This is a genomic window from Hydrogenophaga sp., from assembly GCF_018780075.1.
Taxonomy (GTDB): domain Bacteria; phylum Pseudomonadota; class Gammaproteobacteria; order Burkholderiales; family Burkholderiaceae_C; genus Hydrogenophaga.
In genome coordinates this window covers 42,952-60,553 of record NZ_JADMKB010000114.1, presented here as the reverse complement: position 1 = coordinate 60,553, position 17,602 = coordinate 42,952, and the positions used below count along the sequence as shown (strand labels likewise).

At 66.0% G+C, this 17,602-nt stretch carries 16 protein-coding genes; 12 read left to right on the top strand and 4 right to left on the bottom strand.

Translation table 11 applies throughout. The annotated features are described in order from the left end of the window. Positions 1 to 96: 96 nt before the first annotated feature. The 4 genes from IV088_RS18910 to IV088_RS18895 all read right to left on the bottom strand — a co-directional run bounded on the left by IV088_RS18910 (position 97) and on the right by IV088_RS18895 (position 4,466). Complete coding sequence (locus IV088_RS18910; protein ID WP_291105363.1) at positions 97 to 987, bottom strand: ABC transporter permease; 891 nt, start codon at positions 985 to 987, stop codon at positions 97 to 99. A gap of 2 nt (positions 988 to 989) precedes the next feature. Next, entirely contained in the window at positions 990 to 1,913 is a 924-nt protein-coding gene (locus tag IV088_RS18905; RefSeq protein WP_291105362.1) for an ABC transporter permease, read from the bottom strand. 159 nt (positions 1,914 to 2,072) lie between these two features. Further along, on the bottom strand, positions 2,073 to 3,359 hold the full coding sequence (locus IV088_RS18900; protein WP_291105361.1) for an extracellular solute-binding protein: 1,287 nt from the start codon (positions 3,357 to 3,359) through the stop codon (positions 2,073 to 2,075). A 63-nt stretch (positions 3,360 to 3,422) separates the two neighbouring features. Next, on the bottom strand, positions 3,423 to 4,466 hold the full coding sequence (locus IV088_RS18895) for an ABC transporter ATP-binding protein (RefSeq protein WP_291105360.1): 1,044 nt from the start codon (positions 4,464 to 4,466) through the stop codon (positions 3,423 to 3,425). A gap of 203 nt (positions 4,467 to 4,669) precedes the next feature. Between IV088_RS18895 and dapF the strand changes: the two genes are divergently transcribed. The 12 genes from dapF (at position 4,670) to rsmH (ending at position 17,597) form a co-directional block, all read left to right on the top strand. Further along, positions 4,670 to 5,545 (top strand): diaminopimelate epimerase, encoded by an 876-nt coding sequence (dapF, locus tag IV088_RS18890; protein ID WP_291105359.1) that lies wholly within the window; start codon positions 4,670 to 4,672, stop codon positions 5,543 to 5,545. A gap of 73 nt (positions 5,546 to 5,618) precedes the next feature. After that, entirely contained in the window at positions 5,619 to 6,299 is a 681-nt protein-coding gene (locus IV088_RS18885) for a DUF484 family protein (protein ID WP_291105357.1), read from the top strand. Positions 6,300 to 6,314: 15 nt separating this feature from the next. Further along, entirely contained in the window at positions 6,315 to 7,340 is a 1,026-nt protein-coding gene (locus IV088_RS18880) for a tyrosine recombinase XerC (RefSeq protein ID WP_291105388.1), read from the top strand. A 121-nt stretch (positions 7,341 to 7,461) separates the two neighbouring features. Beyond that, positions 7,462 to 7,899, top strand: coding sequence for a DsrE family protein (locus IV088_RS18875; protein ID WP_291105356.1), 438 nt, complete (start codon positions 7,462 to 7,464; stop codon positions 7,897 to 7,899). A gap of 230 nt (positions 7,900 to 8,129) precedes the next feature. Beyond that, on the top strand, positions 8,130 to 9,314 hold the full coding sequence (locus tag IV088_RS18870; protein ID WP_291105354.1) for a class I SAM-dependent methyltransferase: 1,185 nt from the start codon (positions 8,130 to 8,132) through the stop codon (positions 9,312 to 9,314). Between the two features lie 80 nt (positions 9,315 to 9,394). Beyond that, positions 9,395 to 10,474: a GTP-binding protein gene (locus IV088_RS18865; protein ID WP_291105353.1), complete on the top strand. Its 1,080-nt coding sequence runs from the start codon at positions 9,395 to 9,397 to the stop codon at positions 10,472 to 10,474. A gap of 40 nt (positions 10,475 to 10,514) precedes the next feature. Beyond that, entirely contained in the window at positions 10,515 to 11,858 is a 1,344-nt protein-coding gene (gene dksA, locus IV088_RS26360; RefSeq protein WP_367171598.1) for an RNA polymerase-binding protein DksA, read from the top strand. 40 nt (positions 11,859 to 11,898) lie between these two features. After that, positions 11,899 to 13,776 carry an STAS domain-containing protein gene (locus tag IV088_RS18855; protein WP_291105352.1) on the top strand — a complete coding sequence of 626 codons (1,878 nt, stop codon included), beginning with the start codon at positions 11,899 to 11,901 and terminating at the stop codon, positions 13,774 to 13,776. Between the two features lie 170 nt (positions 13,777 to 13,946). Next, a complete protein-coding gene (gene hslV / locus IV088_RS18850; RefSeq protein WP_291105350.1) occupies positions 13,947 to 14,495 on the top strand; it encodes an ATP-dependent protease subunit HslV in 549 nt (182 codons plus the stop codon). A gap of 90 nt (positions 14,496 to 14,585) precedes the next feature. Then, positions 14,586 to 15,914 carry an ATP-dependent protease ATPase subunit HslU gene (gene hslU, locus IV088_RS18845; protein ID WP_291105349.1) on the top strand — a complete coding sequence of 443 codons (1,329 nt, stop codon included), beginning with the start codon at positions 14,586 to 14,588 and terminating at the stop codon, positions 15,912 to 15,914. A gap of 325 nt (positions 15,915 to 16,239) precedes the next feature. Further along, entirely contained in the window at positions 16,240 to 16,665 is a 426-nt protein-coding gene (mraZ, locus tag IV088_RS18840) for a division/cell wall cluster transcriptional repressor MraZ (RefSeq protein ID WP_291105386.1), read from the top strand. A 5-nt stretch (positions 16,666 to 16,670) separates the two neighbouring features. Beyond that, positions 16,671 to 17,597: a 16S rRNA (cytosine(1402)-N(4))-methyltransferase RsmH gene (gene rsmH / locus IV088_RS18835; RefSeq protein WP_291105347.1), complete on the top strand. Its 927-nt coding sequence runs from the start codon at positions 16,671 to 16,673 to the stop codon at positions 17,595 to 17,597. Positions 17,598 to 17,602: the final 5 nt, after the last annotated feature.

Here is a 17,602-nt window from a genome sequence, read left to right as displayed (position 1 = left end):
GGCGCCAAGCTCAGCACACACCGTGGAACGGGCTCTGCCCGGCCACTGGTGTGGTCCCCCCTCGCAGGGGGGAAGTCGCGAAGCGGCGCAGGGGGGTCATGCTGTTCGGCCTTTTTTCTGTCGGCCCAGCAGCATGGCCAGGCCCACGGTGATGCCGATGACGGCGAAGGACACCACGGTGGTCACCGTGCCCAGCGCGTAAATGGCCGGTGTGGTGACGGTGGAGGTGAGGCCCTGCAGCTCCAGCGGCAGCGTGTTGACGTCGCCGATGGCCTGCGAGGTGCGGGCGATCTCGTCCCAGCTGAGCGTGAAGCCGAACATGCCGATGCCCACCACCGAGGGGCCGATCAGCGGCAGCACCACGTGGCGGAAGGTCTGCCAGGGCGTGGCGCCGAGGTCGCGCGCGGCTTCTTCGTAGGCCGGGTTGAAGCGGTTGAACACGGCGAACATGATCAGCAGGCCAAACGGCAGGGTCCAGGTGAGGTGGGCGCCGAGCGCCGAGGTGAACAGGCCGAGTGCGGTGCCGTATTCCTCCAGCGTGCTGGTGGCGCCCACCGCTTCGAGCAGCCACTTGAGACCGCCGTCGAGCAGGCGGAACTGCAGGCCGATGCCCAGCGACACGATGATGGACGGCATGATCAGGCTGGCCACGGTCACGTAGAACAGCGCATTGCCACCGCCGAGCTTTTTGCGGAACGCCAGGCCGGCCAGCACCGACAGCAGCACGGTCAGCAGCATCACCACGCCGCCGAGCATGAGCGAGCGCAGGAAGGCCGCGCCGATGTCCACCGTGCCCAGGCCTTCGGCGAGCTGGCGGAACCAGTGCAGCGACAGACCCCGCAGCGGGAAGGTGAGGCCGCCCTCTGGGCCCTGGAACGAGAGCACGAAGATGACGAACATCGGGCCGTACATGAACAGCACGAAGAGCGCGAAGACGAAAGCCAGCGGCCAGAAGCCCGCGGCGCGCGATTCGGTGGCGTGGGTCATGGTCAGAGTTCCTTCCGGATGTCCACGAGCCGCGTGAGGCCCCAGATGATCATGAGCACCACCGCGAGCAGGATCACGGCGTTGGCGGCTGCGAGCGGGAACTGCAGGTAGCTGGTCTGTACCTGGATGATCTTGCCGACCGAAGCGATCTGTTGTCCGCCCATGACGCCGATGGTGACGAAGTCGCCCATGACGATGGTGATGACGAAGATCGAGCCGATGATGATGCCGGTCTTGCACAGCGGCACGACCACGTTCCACAGCGTCTGCCAGCCGCTGGCGCCGGCGTCGTTGGCGGCTTCGAGCAGGCTGCGGTCGATGCGCATCATGCTGTTGAAGATGGGCACGATCATGAACATGGTGTAGAGGTGCACGAAGGCCAGAACGACCGAAAAGTCGGAGAACAGCAGCCACTCGATGGGAGTCTCAATCAACCCCATGCCCTGCAGCGACTGGTTCACCAGACCGTTGCGCCCCAGCAGCGGCACCCACGAGATCATGCGGATCACGTTCGAGGTCCAGAACGGCACGGTGCACAGGATGAACAGCGCCGTCTGCATGCCCGAAGACCGCACATGAAACGCGAGGAAATACGCCACCGCAAAACCCAGCACCAGGGTGATGCCCCAGACCAGCAGGCTGAACTTCAGCGTGGACAAATAGGTGGAGAGCGAGACACAGAAATCACCGTGTTCGGTGAGCGTCGAGCAGCCCTCAAAAATGGCGGCGTAGTTGCGCAGCGTGAACGCCGGCAGCAGCTCGTACTCGTTGAAATCCCAGAAACTGACCATCACGATCAGCCCCAGCGGAATCAGGAAGAACAGCACAAACACCAACGTGAACGGCGCCGCCTGCCACCAGGCGTGCAGCGTGCGGTTCGGGCTGTCGGCGACAGGTCCGGCGGTGGCGGTGGATGTGCTGCTCATGGGAAAGATCAATCAAATGAAAGCGGAGGAGGGCGGGATGAGCCCTCGCGGCGAGCGCAGCGAAGCCCCCTCCAGGCCACCGCGGAACCGGCTTTGCCGGGCCGCCAGTGGCGCCCCCCTCCGGGGGGTGACGCCGCAGGCGGCGCGGGGGGGCCGCCTTCAGGCGGCTACGAATTCATTCCACTTCCTGACCATGTACTCGTTCTCATCCATCACCGCGTTCCAGCAGGCGATGCCGCCCATGCGCGCTTCATAGCTTCCGCCGTCGCGCACCGCGCCGGCCTTGGCCAGCACATCGCCGTTCGGGCTCTTGATGTCTTGCGCGGCGGGTTTGCCTTCCATCCAGTAGGCCCATTCGTAGGCGTCCATCTTGGCCTTGGCGGTGTCCAGCACGGCGCTGTAGTAGCCCTGGCGGTTGAGGTAGGCGCCGGCCCAGCCGTCGAGGAACCAGTTGATGAACTCGTAGGCGCCGTCGAGCTTCTTGCCCGAGAGCGTGGCGGGCAGGCCGAAGCCGGCGGCCCAGGCGCGGTAGCCTTCCTTGAGCGGCTGGAAGTTGCAGGCGATGCCCTTGGTGCGCACGGCGGTCACGGCCGGGCTCCACATGGACTGGATCACCACCTCGCCCGAGGCCATCAGGTTCACCGACTCGTTGAAGTCCTTCCACAATGCGCGGAACTGGCCGGCCTTCTTGGCTTCGATCAGGGTCTTGATCGTGAGATCAATTTCCTTCTTGGTCATGTTGCCCTTGTCGGGGTACTTGTGGATGCCCATGGCTTCCACCACCATGGCGGCGTCCATGATGCCGATGGACGGGATGTTCAGGATCGCGGCCTTGCCCTTGAACTCGGGGTTCAGCAACTCAGCCCACGAAGAGATCGGGCGCTTGATCAGGTCGGGGCGGATGCCCAGCGTGTCGGCGTTGTAGACCGTGGGGATCAGGCTCATGAACTGGGTCGGGCTCTTGGCGAAGACCTTGCTCTTTTCGCCTTCGAGGTAGATCACCTTCTTGGGTGCGGTGCCCTGGTCGCCGACCGCCTTGCCGGCCACGGTGCCGGTGGTGAACAGCGGGGTGATCTTGTCGGCGTTCTTGATCTTCTTGACGTCGATGCCCTTGAGGTTGCCGGTGGGCACGATCTTCTTGAGCGAGAAGTACTCGGTGTCGATCAGGTCGAAGCTGTTGGGGGCGGTCACCGCGCGCTTGGTCACGTCGTCGGTGGTCACGGCCACGTACTGGATCTTGATGCCGGTGTCTTTTTCGAACTTGTCACCGATGGCCTTGTCCTGGTTCACCGCGGTGCCGAGGTAACGCAGGGTGATCTTCTCCTGGCCGATGGCCGGCGAGATGCCGCTGGCCAGGATGCCGGCCATGCCGGCGGTGCCCTGCAGCAGGCTGCGGCGCGAGAGGCCAGCTGTGTCGGCGGGGGTGTCTTTGATCGAATCTGACATGGGTCGAGCTCCAGTGAGGAAGGTTTCGGGGAGGGAACGGGCAAAGAAAAACGGGATGCGATGTCAGGCGGCGGCGGGGACGTCGAGCACGGGCGGGAACGCGTGCGCCTGCCAGGGCGCCCAGCTCAGGCTCACCGCATCGCCAGGGGCGTAGGGCTGCTGCACGAAGGTGGCCTCGGGCAGCATCACGGACACGCTGTTGTCGTCCGTGCTGTCGCCCGCGATCAGCTTCAGGCCCAGCAGCACATAGGTGCCCTGGTACTCGACGTCGCTCACTGTGGCGGGCCAGCCGCTCGCGCCGGTGTGGGCGGGGGCGAGCTGGATGTGGTCGTTGCGCACGGCCACCTTGCCCTGCGTGGTGGCGAGCACGTTGTGGCCGCCCATGAAACGCGCGACGAATTCGCTGGCCGGCCGGTTGTAGACATCGCGCGGCGCGCCCACCTGCTCGATGCGGCCGTGGTTCATCACCACCATGGTGTCGGCCAGGGCCATCGCCTCTTCCTGCGAGTGCGTGACGTGGATGAAGGTCAGGCCGAGTTCGCGTTGCCAGTGGCGCAGCTCGGCGCGCATCTGGATGCGCAGGAAGGGGTCGAGCGCGGACAGCGGCTCGTCCAGCAGCAGCACGCGCGGCTGGGTGATGAGCGCGCGGGCGAGCGCCACACGCTGCTGCTGGCCGCCCGAGAGTTCGCCCGGCTTGCGCTGCGCCAGGTGGCCCATGGCCACGCGCTCCAGCAGGTCCTGCGCCTGGCGCTGGCGGGTGGCCTTGTCCACGCCTTTCATCTTCAGGCTGAAGGCCACGTTGTCCAGCGCGGTGAGGTGCGGGAACAGCGCGAAGCTCTGGAACATCATGGCCGTGCCGCGATCGGCCGCGGGCAGGGCGGTGATGTTGCGGTTCTCCAGCAGGATGTCGCCGCTGGTGGTGCTCTCGTGGCCGGCGATCATGCGCAGCGTGGTGCTCTTGCCGCAGCCCGACGGACCGAGCAGGCAGCAGTAGCTGCCGCTGGCGATGCGCAGGTTGATGCTGTCCACTGCCACGCTGCCCTGGGCGTAGCGTTTGGTCAGCGCGATGAGTTCGATGGCGGCGGGCGTGGGGGTGGGGTCGTCCATGCCTCCAGCTCTGCATCAACCGTGCCAGCCGTTTTGTATGCAAAGTGCACCGGATTGCATACAAAGTGGCACAAGTTTTGTGCGCAAAGTGGTTTGAGCAAAGGGTGCAGGGCGGTTGCGGTGCGTGCGCACCGGTGTGAAGCGCACCACGCGGCGGCGCTGCGTGTTGCCGGTGCGCACCGCTCTGGACGGATAATCCAGCGATGCACATCCGGTTCACCAAAATGCAGGGCGCGGGCAACGATTTTGTCGTGCTCGACGAGACGCGCGGACGCCTGGGCCTGACCCATGCGCAGTACCGCTGGCTGGCCGATCGCCACTTCGGTGTCGGCGCCGACCAGATCCTGAGCGTGCGGCCTTCGCCCGGCCCGGGGCTCGACTTTGAATACGTGATCCACAACGCCGACGGTGGCGAGGTCGAACACTGTGGCAACGGTGCGCGCTGTTTCGTGCGCTACGTGCGCGACAAGGGCCTGACCACCGCCAACCCGGTGCGGGTGAAGGTGAAGCAGGGCGAGATCAGTCTGGCGCTGAACGACGACGGTCGCGTGACCGTGGACATGGGCGCACCCGTGTTCGCGCTGGACCGTGTGCCGTTCGACGCGGCGGGCCTGATGCCAACCACCATGGGCAACTTCGAGCGCTGGCAGCTGGCCTTGCCGGATGGTGGCGAGGCGCTGGTTTCGGTGCTGTCAATGGGCAACCCGCACGCGGTGCAGCTGGTGGACGACGTGGACACCGCCCCCGTCTTGAGCCAGGGCCCGCAGATCGAATGGCACCCGCGCTTCCCGGCGCGCGTGAACGCCGGCTTCCTGCAGATCGTGAACCGCGGCCAGGTGCGCCTGCGCGTGTACGAGCGCGGCGCCGGCGAAACGCTGGCCTGCGGCACCGGCGCCTGCGCGGCCGTCGTGGCCGGCATCCGCCTGGGCCTGCTGGACTCGACGGTCGATGTGCACACCCGCGGCGGCGTGCTCACCATTCAATGGCAGGACACCCCCGCGCACGACGCGCCGGTGTTCATGACCGGCCCCGCCACCACCGTCTTCGAGGGCGAGATCGAGGTGCCCGAGCTGGCCTAAGAGGCTGTGAGTCTTTCGTTCACGCCCGAAAAACGCTCAGCCTCTGGTCCCCCTCCTATATGCTCCCCAGACCATGACCGATCCCTTCATCCCCCCCATCACCGAAGACGACATCGCCAACTACTTGGCCAACACGCCGGACTTCTTTGACCGGCACGCCAGTGTGCTGGCGGCGGTCCAGCTCAGCAGCCCGCACGGTCAACGCGCCGTGAGCCTTCAGGAACGGCAGGCCGAGTTGCTGCGCGACAAGATCAAGGGGCTGGAGCTCAAGGCGGCCGACATGATCCGCCACGGCCAGGACAACTCCGCCATCGCCGACCGCCTGCAGCGCTGGACCCGCGAACTGTTGCGGACCCGCGAAGCCCGTGATCTGCCAGAGGTCGCCGCCCGGGAAATTGCCACCCAGCTGCTGGTGCCGCAGGTGGCGATCAAGGTCTGGGACGTGGCGCCCGCGTTCATGACCCTCGCCTGTGCCCATGGGGCCAGCGAAGACGTGAAGGCGTTTTCCAGCTCGCTCAGCCGCCCCTACTGCGGCAGCAACCCGGGGCTGGAGGCCGCCGGCTGGCTGGACGATCCCAAGGCGGTGGCCTCGATGGCGTTGATCCCGCTGCGGGTCGCGGACGGGCAACCGGCCTTTGGCCTGCTGGTGCTGGGCTCGCCCGACGCCCAGCGCTTCGCCGCCGACATGGGCACCGACTTCCTGGAGCGCATGGGTGAACTCACCAGCGCGGCGCTCTCGCGCCTGCGCCCATGACCGCGGATGACCGCCATGGGCGGCTCACCCCCTGAAACGCCACAGGACGCCAACGACGCCGCCCTGATCCAGGCCTACCTCACCCACGTGCGGGTGGAGAAGCGCCTCGCCACGCGCACGGTCGAGCTCTACACCCTGGACCTGCAGCGCCTCTCGCAACAGGCTGCGCAGGCCTCGCTGGCGCTGCGCCAGGTGCACAGCGCCCACATCCGCCGCTGGGTGGCGCAGATGCACGGCGCCGGGCGCAGCGCCCGAGGCATCGCGCTCATCCTGTCGGGCTGGCGGGGCTTCTATGTCTGGCTCGGTCGGCAAGGCTTGATAGACCACAACCCGGTGCAGGACGTTCGCGCGCCCAAGGCGGGCAAGCCCCTGCCCAAGGCGCTGGGGGTGGACGAGTCGGTGCAGCTCGCCTCCCATGTGGAGGAGGCCGACCACCCCTCGCTGGAGGCCCGGGATGCCTGCATCACCGAGTTGCTCTACGGCTGTGGGCTGCGCATCGGCGAACTGGTGGGGCTGGACGTGCGGGCGGGGCCGGGGGCGCGCGGCTGGATCGACGCCGAGGCCGGTGAAGCCCACGTGCTGGGCAAAGGATCCAAGCGCCGCAGCGTGCCGGTGGGCCGCGCGGCGCTGGCCGCTCTGGAGCGCTGGCTGGTGCAGCGCGCGGCCTGGGGCCGGGACGACCCGGCGCTCTTCATCGGCAGCCGCGGCCAGCGCCTCACGCCGCAGCACATCCGCGTTCGCCTCAAACGCCGTTCGCAACTGGCCGGGCTGGCCACGCCGGTGCACCCCCACATGCTGCGCCACTCGTTCGCCAGCCACGTGCTGCAGTCCAGCGGGGACTTGCGCGCCGTGCAGGAGCTGCTGGGCCACGCCAGCATCAGCACCACACAGGTCTACACGCGGCTGGATTTTCAGCACCTCGCCAAGGTGTACGACGCGGCACACCCGAGGGCGCTGGCCCGAGCCCCGGGGGCGGGCGACGTGGGCCCCGCCGACCCGTCCGCTGGGGACACGCCACCGGCGCCCAAGACCAGGGGCTGACCGGCGAGGTCCACGGGGTGTCAGCGGGCAGGCCGCGGGGCCGGGTTATCCCTGTAGGCACCGCCAGCCCAGGCTTGACAATCGCTTTATAAGCATTCGCTTTTAATTTAAGGAGATCCCCATGTTCAAGTTCTTTGTGGTGTTCAAGTCTTTGCTGCTCGCGGCGGTGTTGTCGACCTCGCTGTCGGCGCAGGCGGCCGATGACGTGATCAAGACGGTCTATCACATGAGCGAAGGCATTCCCCAGGCCTCGCGCGCGATCAACAACATCCGCAATCACCTGGCGGCCGACCCCAAAGCCAAGATCGTGGTCGTGACCCATGGCCTGGGCATCGACTTCCTGCTGGATGGCGCCACCAACCAGATGGAGCAGCCCTTCTCGGGCGCCATCGGCGAACTCGCGGCCAAGGGCGTGGAGTTCCGGGTCTGCAACAACACCCTGGTCTCGCGCAAGATCGACGCCAGCAAGGTCGCGATGGAAGCCAAGATCGTGCCGTCGGGCGTGGCCGAGGTGGCCCGGCTGCAGGCGCGCGAAGGGTTTGTCTACCTGCGGCCGTAGAAAGAAACACCCCCGCCGCGCTGCGCGCGACCCCCTCAAAGGGGGCGATGCGAGCGGCCCGGCGAAGCCGGTTCCGCCGCATCCTGGCGCCATGCACTTCGCGCCGGAGCGGTGATGGATTGGACGAGGGGAAGTTGAACCCAGGGCACCGCCGGGCCGGCTTTGCCGGACGGCCAGTGCCGCCCCCTGGGGGGTGACGCCGCAGGCGGCGCAGGGGGGACAATATCCAGATGAAAATCATTCGACTCAAGCCCGGCAAAGAACGCTCCCTGCAACGCCGCCACCCCTGGGTGTTCGACGGGGCCGTGGCCCGGGGCGGCGGTGATGCGGGCGAGACCGTGCGCGTCGAAAGCCATGAGGGCCAGTTCCTGGCCTGGGGCGCGTTCTCCCCGGCTTCGCGCATCCGTGTGCGGGCCTGGAGCTTCGACGAGGCCCAGCGCATCGACGCCGCTTTCTTTCGGGACACGCTGGCCCGCGCCATTGCGCTGCGCTCGCGTTTGGGGATTGAAAGCAACGGCATCCGCCTGGTGCACGGCGAGTCCGACGGCCTGCCGGGCCTGATCGTGGACCGCTATGGCGACACGCTGGTGGCCCAGTTCACCGCCTGTGGGGTGGAGCGCTGGAAGGACGCCATTGCCGACGCGCTGATCGAGCTCACCGGTTGCCCTCGCCTGTACGAACGCTCCGACACCAGCAGCCGCAAACTCGAAGGCCTGCCGGAAGTCACGGGCTGGCTGCGTGGCAGTGGCGAAACGGCGTTCGAACTGCTGGAACACGGCTGGCGCCTCGGGCTGGACATCGCCCAGGGCCACAAGACCGGCTATTACCTGGATCAGCGTGACAGCCGCCTGGCCCTGTACCAGTACACGAAGCGCCTGGGGTTCGCGCAGGTGCTCAACTGCTTCAGCTACACCGGCGGCTTCAGTGTGGCCGCGCTGGCCGGCGGGGCGGGGCACGTGACCAGCATCGACTCGTCCGGCCCGGCGTTGGAGCAGGCGCGCGCCAACCTGTTGCTGAACGGGCTGGACCCGGCGCAGGCGAGCTTCATGGACGCGGACGTCAACGCCTCGCTGCGCCAGTTCGTGGCCGAGGGCCGCAGTTTCGACGCCATCGTGCTCGATCCGCCCAAGTTCGCACCCACGGCGGCCCACGCCGAGCGCGCCGCACGCGCGTACAAGGACCTGAACCGCCAGGCCTTCAAGCTGCTCACCCCCGGCGGCGTGCTGTTCACCTTCTCGTGCTCGGGCGGCATCGGCGTGGAGCTGTTCCACAAGATCGTGGCCTCGGCCGGGCTGGACGCGGGCGTGGACGGCGCGATCCTGCAGCGCCTGGGCGGCGCCTGCGACCACCCGATGACCATCAACTTCCCCGAGGGCGAATACCTCAAGGGATTGGTGGTGATGAAAAAGGCGTAATCCGGTGGCTGCGCCCACGCGTCGCATACACTGCCCCCGCTGTACCGTTCCCGACCGCTTTTTGCTGGAGTTTTCCTGCCATGTCACTGATTCCCGCCACCATCCTCACCGGCTTCCTCGGGTCGGGAAAAACCACGCTGCTCAAGCGCGTGCTGACCGAGGCCCACGGCCAGAAGATCGCGGTGATCGAGAACGAATTCGGCGAAGAAAACATCGACAACGAAATCCTGGTGGCCGACACGCAGGAAAACATCATCCAGATGAGCAACGGCTGCATCTGCTGCACCATCCGCGACGACCTGCGCGCCACGCTGCAGGACCTGGCCGAAAAGAAGCGCAAGGGCGAGCTGGATTTTGAGCGTGTGGTGATCGAGACCACCGGCCTGGCCGATCCCGGCCCGGTGGCCCAGACCTTCTTCATGGACGACGAGGTCGCCGAGCAGTACCTGCTGGACTCCATCCTGACCCTGGTGGACGCCAAACACGCCGCCCAGCAGCTCAACGACCGCCAGGAAGCCCGCCGCCAGGTGGGCTTTGCCGACCAGATCTTCATCAGCAAGGCCGATCTGGTGGATCAGGACGAGCTGGACGCGCTCACCCACCGCCTGAAACACATGAACCCGCGTGCGCCCATGCGCCCGGTGCATTTCGGCGAGGTGGCGCTGAGCGAGGTGTTCGACCTGCGCGGATTCAACCTGAACGCCAAGCTCGACATCGACCCGGACTTCCTCAAGGCCGATGACGACCATGACCATGAACACGATCATGGCCACGAGCACCACGATCACGCGCCCGGCGAAGCCTGCAACCACCCTTCTCACCAGCACGGTCACGAAGGCCATGGCCACCACCACCATCACGACGACGATGTGAAAAGCTTCGTCTACCGTGCCACCCGGCCGTTCAACCCGGCCAAGCTGGAAGACTTCCTGGGCGCCATCGTGCAGGTGTACGGCCCGCGCATGCTGCGCTACAAAGGCGTGCTCGACATGCAGGGCACCGACCGCAAGGTCATCTTCCAGGGCGTGCACCAGCTCATGGGCAGCGACCTTGGTCCGGCCTGGGCCGAAGGCGAGCCGCGCGTGAGCAAGATGGTGTTCATCGGTCTGGATCTGCCCAAGGACATCCTGGTCCAGGGGCTTGACCAGTCGCTGGTCTGATCCCCAGGTCGGCTCCTTCACATCAGAATCAGACCCGACCGTGTTCTTTGTCTCGCTTCTCCAACGCCTCGGCTTTCAATCCGACCCCCAGTCGGTGGCGCCTTCGCGCGCGTCGTTACAATCGCCCCCCAAGTCGGGTGCCGGTGATCCGGCCGGGCCTGTTGCCCGCGTGCATGTCGAGCGGGGAACCGTCGCGGTCCGCAAACGGGGTATAACAACAGACCAGCCGGTCTCGACCGAGCTTCGTGACGCGCCTCGGGGGCTTGCCCGAGGGAGCGCACCGCCCCAGGAACAGGCATCGTCAGGCACTGAGAGGAGACCCCTTGTGAAAGCCCCGGCCACCCCCACCGCAAAGAACAAAAAGCCCGCGCCCAGCGCCGGCAAAGTGCGGAATTCACCGGTCGCGGCAGCCACCCCATTGACGGTCAAGGCCGCGGCAAAGCCCGCGTCCAAGGCCGTTGCCGGGAAATCCGTTCCAGCAAAGAAGGCCGTGCCGGTGAAAAAACCCGCCCAGGTGTCCAAGACCACCGTGGTCAAGGCGGCTCCCAAGCCGGCCGCGAAGGCGGTGGTTCAGAAGGCGCCGGCCAAAGCCGCCCCGCGCGCACCCGCACCTCCGGCCAAATCCGCTGCAAAATCGGGCACCAAAGCCCCCGTGGTGGTCAAGCCCAAGCCGACGCCGCTTCCAGCGGTCAAGACCGGCAAACCAGCGTCCCCCTCGGGAGCGACCAAACCCGTGGCTGTGCCCAAACCAGCCCCCATCGTTGTCGAGCCGACGCCCCGCCCTCTGGGCAAACGCGCGGCCAAGAAGGTCATGATGGAGCAAATGACCCAGGCGGCGGTGGTTCCGACCCATGCCCCCGATGCCGCGAAAGCGACATTTTTCACCTCGAATGAACGCGTAATGACCCCTCCCGTGCCCTCCTCCATCCAGAAAGACCCCAAGCGGGCGAACAACTGGAAGTCCATGTCCGTCGAACAACTCACCGACCAGGACGTGCAGGCGATGCCCGACGCCGAGTACATGAACGACATCCAGCTCGCATTTTTCCGCCGCAAGCTCACGCTGCTCAAGGACGACATGCTGGCCAATGCCGGAGAGACCACCGAGCACTTGCGTGAAGACACGGTGGTGGTGCCCGATCCGGCCGACCGCGCGACCATCGAGGAAGAGCATGCGCTGGAGCTGCGCACACGTGACCGCGAGCGCAAACTGCTCAAGAAAATCGAGCAGGCGATCACCCGTATCGACTCGGGCGACTACGGTTATTGCGAGGAGACCGGTGAAGCCATCGGTGTGGGCCGTTTGATGGCCCGCCCCACCGCCAGCCTGTCGCTGGAAGCGCAGCAACGGCGAGAGCTGAAGCAGAAGATGTTTGGGGACTGACCCGGGCACCTCCTGATCCAACTCACGACACAGCGCATCCATGTCCAAGGACGACTCCAACCGCGGCTTCCTGTCCAAGGTGGTGAAGTTCGTGCGCCATCCGACCACGAGCTGGTCGGACCTGGACACGCGCAGCGCCGACGGCGAAAGCGAGTACAGCAAGGCAGCGCTCAAGGAGATGATCGAGCGCAAGCGGCGCAACGACTTCGTGCGCAAGCGCGAGTTCGACATGCTGCGCAAGATTCGCAGCCGCGAAGCGTCGGGCGAGACCGGACAACGGGTCCGCCCCTCGTTTTTCCAGAGCAGCCTGCCTTCCAAGCCCGACGATCGGGCCATGACGCTCAAGAAGATCGACGAGATCGAGGCCCAGATGTCCATGCAGTGGTGGAAGACCAAGGGCCCCGACTCCTTGGCCACCACCGGATCCAGCCTCAGCTCGGGTGCGCACTCGACGGGCGGCACCCCGCTGGATCGCAAGGCCGCCAAGTCCAGAGCGGCCGCCGCGTCCGATGTCCAGCGCGTCAACGCCCAGTACAACGAGACCGAAGCGTCGCCCCTGCACGACGGGGAACTGCTGGACACCGAGCCCGAGCCAAAGAAGGCCTCGGCACCGGCGGTTTCACCCGCTTCGGCCCGGATTCCGACGCTGCGCGAATCGGTGCCGTCTTCCAAGGGCGGCCCGGAATCGGTGATGCCCCCCGTCACGGCACGCACCGGTCTGATGGCGCCCACCCAGCACGGCGCGGTGGCGGGAGGGGGAGGGCGCTCGGGTCCGGCGTTTTCGGCTTCGCACTTCTATGCGCTTGACGTCCATGAAATTGCCCAGGATCCGGAGGTGGAAGAGGCCGCCATCCGGTTCGCCAACGGTGACGATGCCGGTGCAGAGCAGGGGCTCAAGGAAACGATCGCCGAAGGGGGCCCGCGCGAAAACCAGCTGGATGACTGGCTTGCCCTGTTCGATCTCTACCGAGCGACCGGGCAGTTGGCGCCGTTCGAGAGCCAGGCGGTCGACTTCGTGAACCGTTTCGGCCGTTCGGCGCCCCAGTGGTACGACATGCCGGAGCTGGTGTCGGCGATGACCGGCAAGGTGTACAAGCCGTCCACCTCGTCTGCCAGGACCGTCTGGGCCTGTGATCGCGAGCTCGACGCGCACGCCGTCGGTACGCTGCAAAACGTGTTGCTTCGTGTCAACCAGCCGTGGGTGCTGGACTGGACGGAGATCGAGTCCATTGACGTCAAGGCCGCGCGAGCCCTGCTGGGCATGTTCACGCTGTGGGGCGATCAGGACGTGGAACTGTGTTTCCTGGGTGCAACGCGCCTGCGCGAGTTGCTCAAGCAGGTCACGCCCTCCGGTCGACGCGACATTGAGCAGCTGTGGTGGGAGCTTCGCATGGGCGCCCTGCGCGTCATGAACCGGCCCGACGAGTTTGAGCTCACCGCCCTGGATTTTTGTGTCACCTACGAGGTGTCGCCCCCCGGATGGGAGCGACCACGCTGTCATTTCCAGGCCCTTTCCGGCGGGGTGCCAGACCCCGACGAAGGCAGCTCGGTGTTGAGCGATGTGGTGATGGAGCAGGTGCCGTCCGGTTTCTCGGGTGGGGATTCGGGCGTCGATGGGCCGGGCAGCGAGTTCAACCAACTCGGGCTGGTGGAGCTGTCCGGCGAGATCCGCGGTGATCCGCAGGCCACGCTGGAAGACCTGGAGCAACGTCTGCAGGGGGCGGATGTGTTGATCATTTCGTGCCGCAACCTGATCCGTGTGGATTTTTCTGCGGCGGGCACCTTGCTGAACTGGGTCACCAGCCACCACAACAGTGGTCGCCTGGTCCAGTTCGTGGACGCCCACCGCCTGGTGTCGGCGTTTTTCCACGTGATCGGCATCACCGAATACGCCAAAGTGGTCGTGAGAAACGATTGACCCCCCGCGCCGCTGAGGTCTGACCCTCCCCCACCGCGCTGCACGCGACCCCCTCAAGGAGGTGGCCCTGGCGGCCCCGCAGAGCCGGTTCCGCCGCACCCCCTTGGCAAACGCCCTTCGCTCCGCGATCGGGCTTGATGCCGACCCGTTCATCCCCATCTCATGCTCTTATGGAAACATTTCACGGAACCACCATCGTCTGTGTGCGTCGCGAGACGCCCGAGGGCGTTCAGGTCGCCATCGGTGGCGACGGCCAGGTCACGCTGGGGCACATCGTCGTCAAGGGCACCGCGCGCAAGGTGCGCAAGCTCCACCACGACAGGGTGCTGGCGGGCTTCGCCGGTGCCACCGCCGACGCCTTCACCCTGTTCGAGCGCTTTGAAGCCAAGCTGGAAAAGCACCAGGGTCACCTGGTGCGTGCGGCGATCGAGCTCACCCGCGACTGGCGCACCGACCGCGTGTTGAGGCGCCTGGAGGCGATGCTGGCGGTGGCCGACCGCAGCGCCGCGCTGATCATCACCGGCAACGGCGACGTGCTGGAGCCCGAGCATGGCGTGGTGGCCATCGGCTCGGGTGGCGCTTATGCGCAGGCCGCCGCCCGTGCGCTGACGCAGCACACCTCGCTCAGCGCGGAAGACGTGGTGAGGCAGTCGCTGGCCATCGCGGGCGAGATCTGCATCTACACCAACATGAACCACACCGTTGAAACACTGGACTGACACCATGAGCGCAGCGCAGGGCCGCCCCAAGCAAGCTCGCACCCCCTCGGGGGGCAGCGAAATTCACGAAGTGACGAGCGTGGGGGCACCATGTCTTCGATGACCCCGCAGGAGATCGTCTCCGAACTCGACCGTTTCATCATCGGGCAGAGGGCCGCCAAACGCGCTGTCGCCATTGCCTTGCGCAACCGCTGGCGGCGTCAGCAGGTGGACGAAGCGCTGCGGCCCGAGATCACGCCCAAGAACATCCTGATGATCGGCCCCACCGGCGTGGGCAAGACCGAGATCGCGCGCCGACTGGCGCGGCTGGCCGACGCCCCTTTCATCAAGGTCGAAGCCACCAAATTCACCGAGGTGGGTTACGTGGGCAAGGATGTCGACAGCATCATCCGGGACCTGGTGGAAATCGCGGTCAAGCAGGGACGCGAGCAGGCGATGCGCCAGCAGCGGATGCGCGCCGAAGACGCGGCCGAGGACCGCATCCTCGATGTCCTGATCCCGCCGCCCCGCAGCGTGGGTGCCGAGCCGGTGCCTTCGCCGGACGGCGCGGCGCGCCAGGCGTTCCGCAAGAAGCTGCGCGAGGGGCTGTTGAACGATCGAGAGATCGAGCTGGACCTGGTCGAAGCGCGCCCGACGATGGAGATCATGGGCCCCGCGGGCATGGAGGACATGGCCGAACAGCTCAAGGGCATGTTCGGGCAGATGGGGCAGGGCAAACGGCGCACGCGCAAGCTGCCGATCGCCGAAGCGATGAAGCTGCTGGTGGAAGAAGAGGCGGGCAAACTTGTGAACGAAGAAGAGGTGCGCAGCCGCGCACTGCAGTCGGCCGAACAGAACGGCATCGTCTTCATCGACGAGATCGACAAGGTGGCTTCCCGCAGCGACACGGGCAGCCCCGAGGTGTCGCGCCAGGGGGTGCAGCGCGATCTGCTGCCGCTGGTCGAAGGCACCACCGTGTCCACCAAGTACGGCATGATCAAGACCGACCACATCCTGTTCATCGCCAGCGGGGCGTTTCACCTGGCCAAGCCGAGCGACCTGATTCCGGAGCTGCAGGGTCGGTTCCCCATCCGCGTCGAGCTGCAATCCCTGTCGGTGGACGATTTCGAGGCGATCCTGACCCAGACCCACGCCTCACTGGTGCGCCAGTACCAGGCCCTTCTCGCGGCGGAAGGTGTGACGCTGGAATTCCAGCCCAGCGGGATCCGGCAGCTCGCGCAGATCGCCTGCGATGTCAACGAGCGCACCGAGAACATCGGCGCACGCCGCCTGGCCACCGTCATGGAACACCTGCTCGACGAAGTCAGTTTTGGCGCCACGGCGCTGGAAGGGCAGACCGTCTCGATCGACGCAGCGTATGTCGACGGGCGGCTGGCCGAGCTCAGCCGCAACGAGGATCTGTCGCGCTACATCCTCTGAAAAAGGCCCCTCGGGACCCAAGCCTCGCCCATCCGGCCACGGTGGGCGAGGCTTTTTTCTGAACAGTCCGGGTGTGCCGCTGGCCATTCGTCGGGTCGGGTGCCGGGCCCGGAATGTAACAGGGTTTCAAGCATCACTTGCAGTGCCTTGTGTAAGTGCTTGCTTTTGCTGCATTTTTGAAGCTTTCAATTGCTTCAAAATGTGTTCTAAGTGATTGATTTCATTGAAAAACTTCTGCCAACCCCATGGCGCACCACCCTTTTCCTGATAAAGTGGAAAAAAGTGCCATTAAGTGGTGAAAAGTGTTTTTCAAGGATCGATCGCGGTGTTTCAGGGTGCTTCCTCTCTCAGTCTTGATGCCAAGGGGCGGCTTTCGATGCCGACCCGGCACCGTGACGCCCTGAGCACCGCGGCGGGCCAGCTCACCATCACCAAACACCCCCACGGCTGCCTGATGGTATTCCCTCGCGACGAGTGGGTGAAGTTCCGTGATCGCATTGCCTCGCTGCCGATGGATGCCCAATGGTGGCGCCGCATCTTCTTGGGCAATGCGATGGACGTGGAGATGGACGGTTCCGGGCGCCTGCTGGTCTCGCCCGAGCTGCGCGCTGCGGCCGGCATCACGAAGGACGCTGTGCTGCTCGGTATGGGCTCTTACCTCGAACTGTGGGATGCCCCGTCCTACGCCGCCAAGGAGGCCGAGGAGATGCAGAAGCCGATGCCCGATGTGCTCAAGGACTTCTCTTTCTGAGGACGATGGTGCAAGGCGCATGGAAACACCACACCGTCCTGTTGAACGAAGCCGTGCAAGCACTGGCGATCAACCCGGATGGACATTACGTCGATGCCACGTTTGGCCGCGGCGGTCACTCGGCGCTCATTCTGCAGGGGCTGTCGTCGGCCGGGCGGCTGACGGCGTTCGACAAGGACCCGCAGGCGGTGGCGGCCGCCGAGTCGCTGGCGGCGGGCGACCCGCGCTTTGGCATTCGTCACCAGGGCTTCTGCCACCTGGGCGAGCTGGGGAGGGCGAGCGCGGACGGGGTGTTGATGGACCTGGGTGTGAGTTCGCCCCAGATCGACGACCCCGAGAGGGGTTTTTCTTTTCGCCACGATGGTCCTCTGGACATGCGCATGGATACCACGCGCGGCCAGAGCGTGGCTCAGTGGCTGGAAACGGCCGATGTATCCACCCTGTCGGAGGTCATCCGTGAATATGGCGAAGAACGGTTTGCTCAACAGGTTGCAAAGGCGATTGATCGTCGCCGACAGGAACGGGGCCCTTTTCGAACCACCCGCGAGCTGGCCGAAGTCGTGGCTGGCGCGGTCAAAACCCGCGAGCCGGGCAAGGACCCTGCAACGCGCACATTTCAGGCTTTTCGGATTTTCATCAACGCCGAGCTTGAAGAGCTGCAACAAGCGCTAGAGGCCGCTTTGCATGTCTTGCGTCCTGGAGGTCAACTGGTCGTGATCAGCTTCCATTCGCTGGAAGACCGCATGGTCAAGCAGTTCATGGCGCGCCACTCGCGCGCTGTGGTGGACCGCCGCGTGCCGTTCGCCGAGCCCCAGGCGATGCCCCTGACCGCGGTGCGGCGCGTGATGCCCTCGGACGCCGAGGTCCAGGCCAACCCGCGCTCGCGCAGCGCGGTGATGCGCGTGGCCACGCGCACGGAGGAGCCGGCATGAGTGCA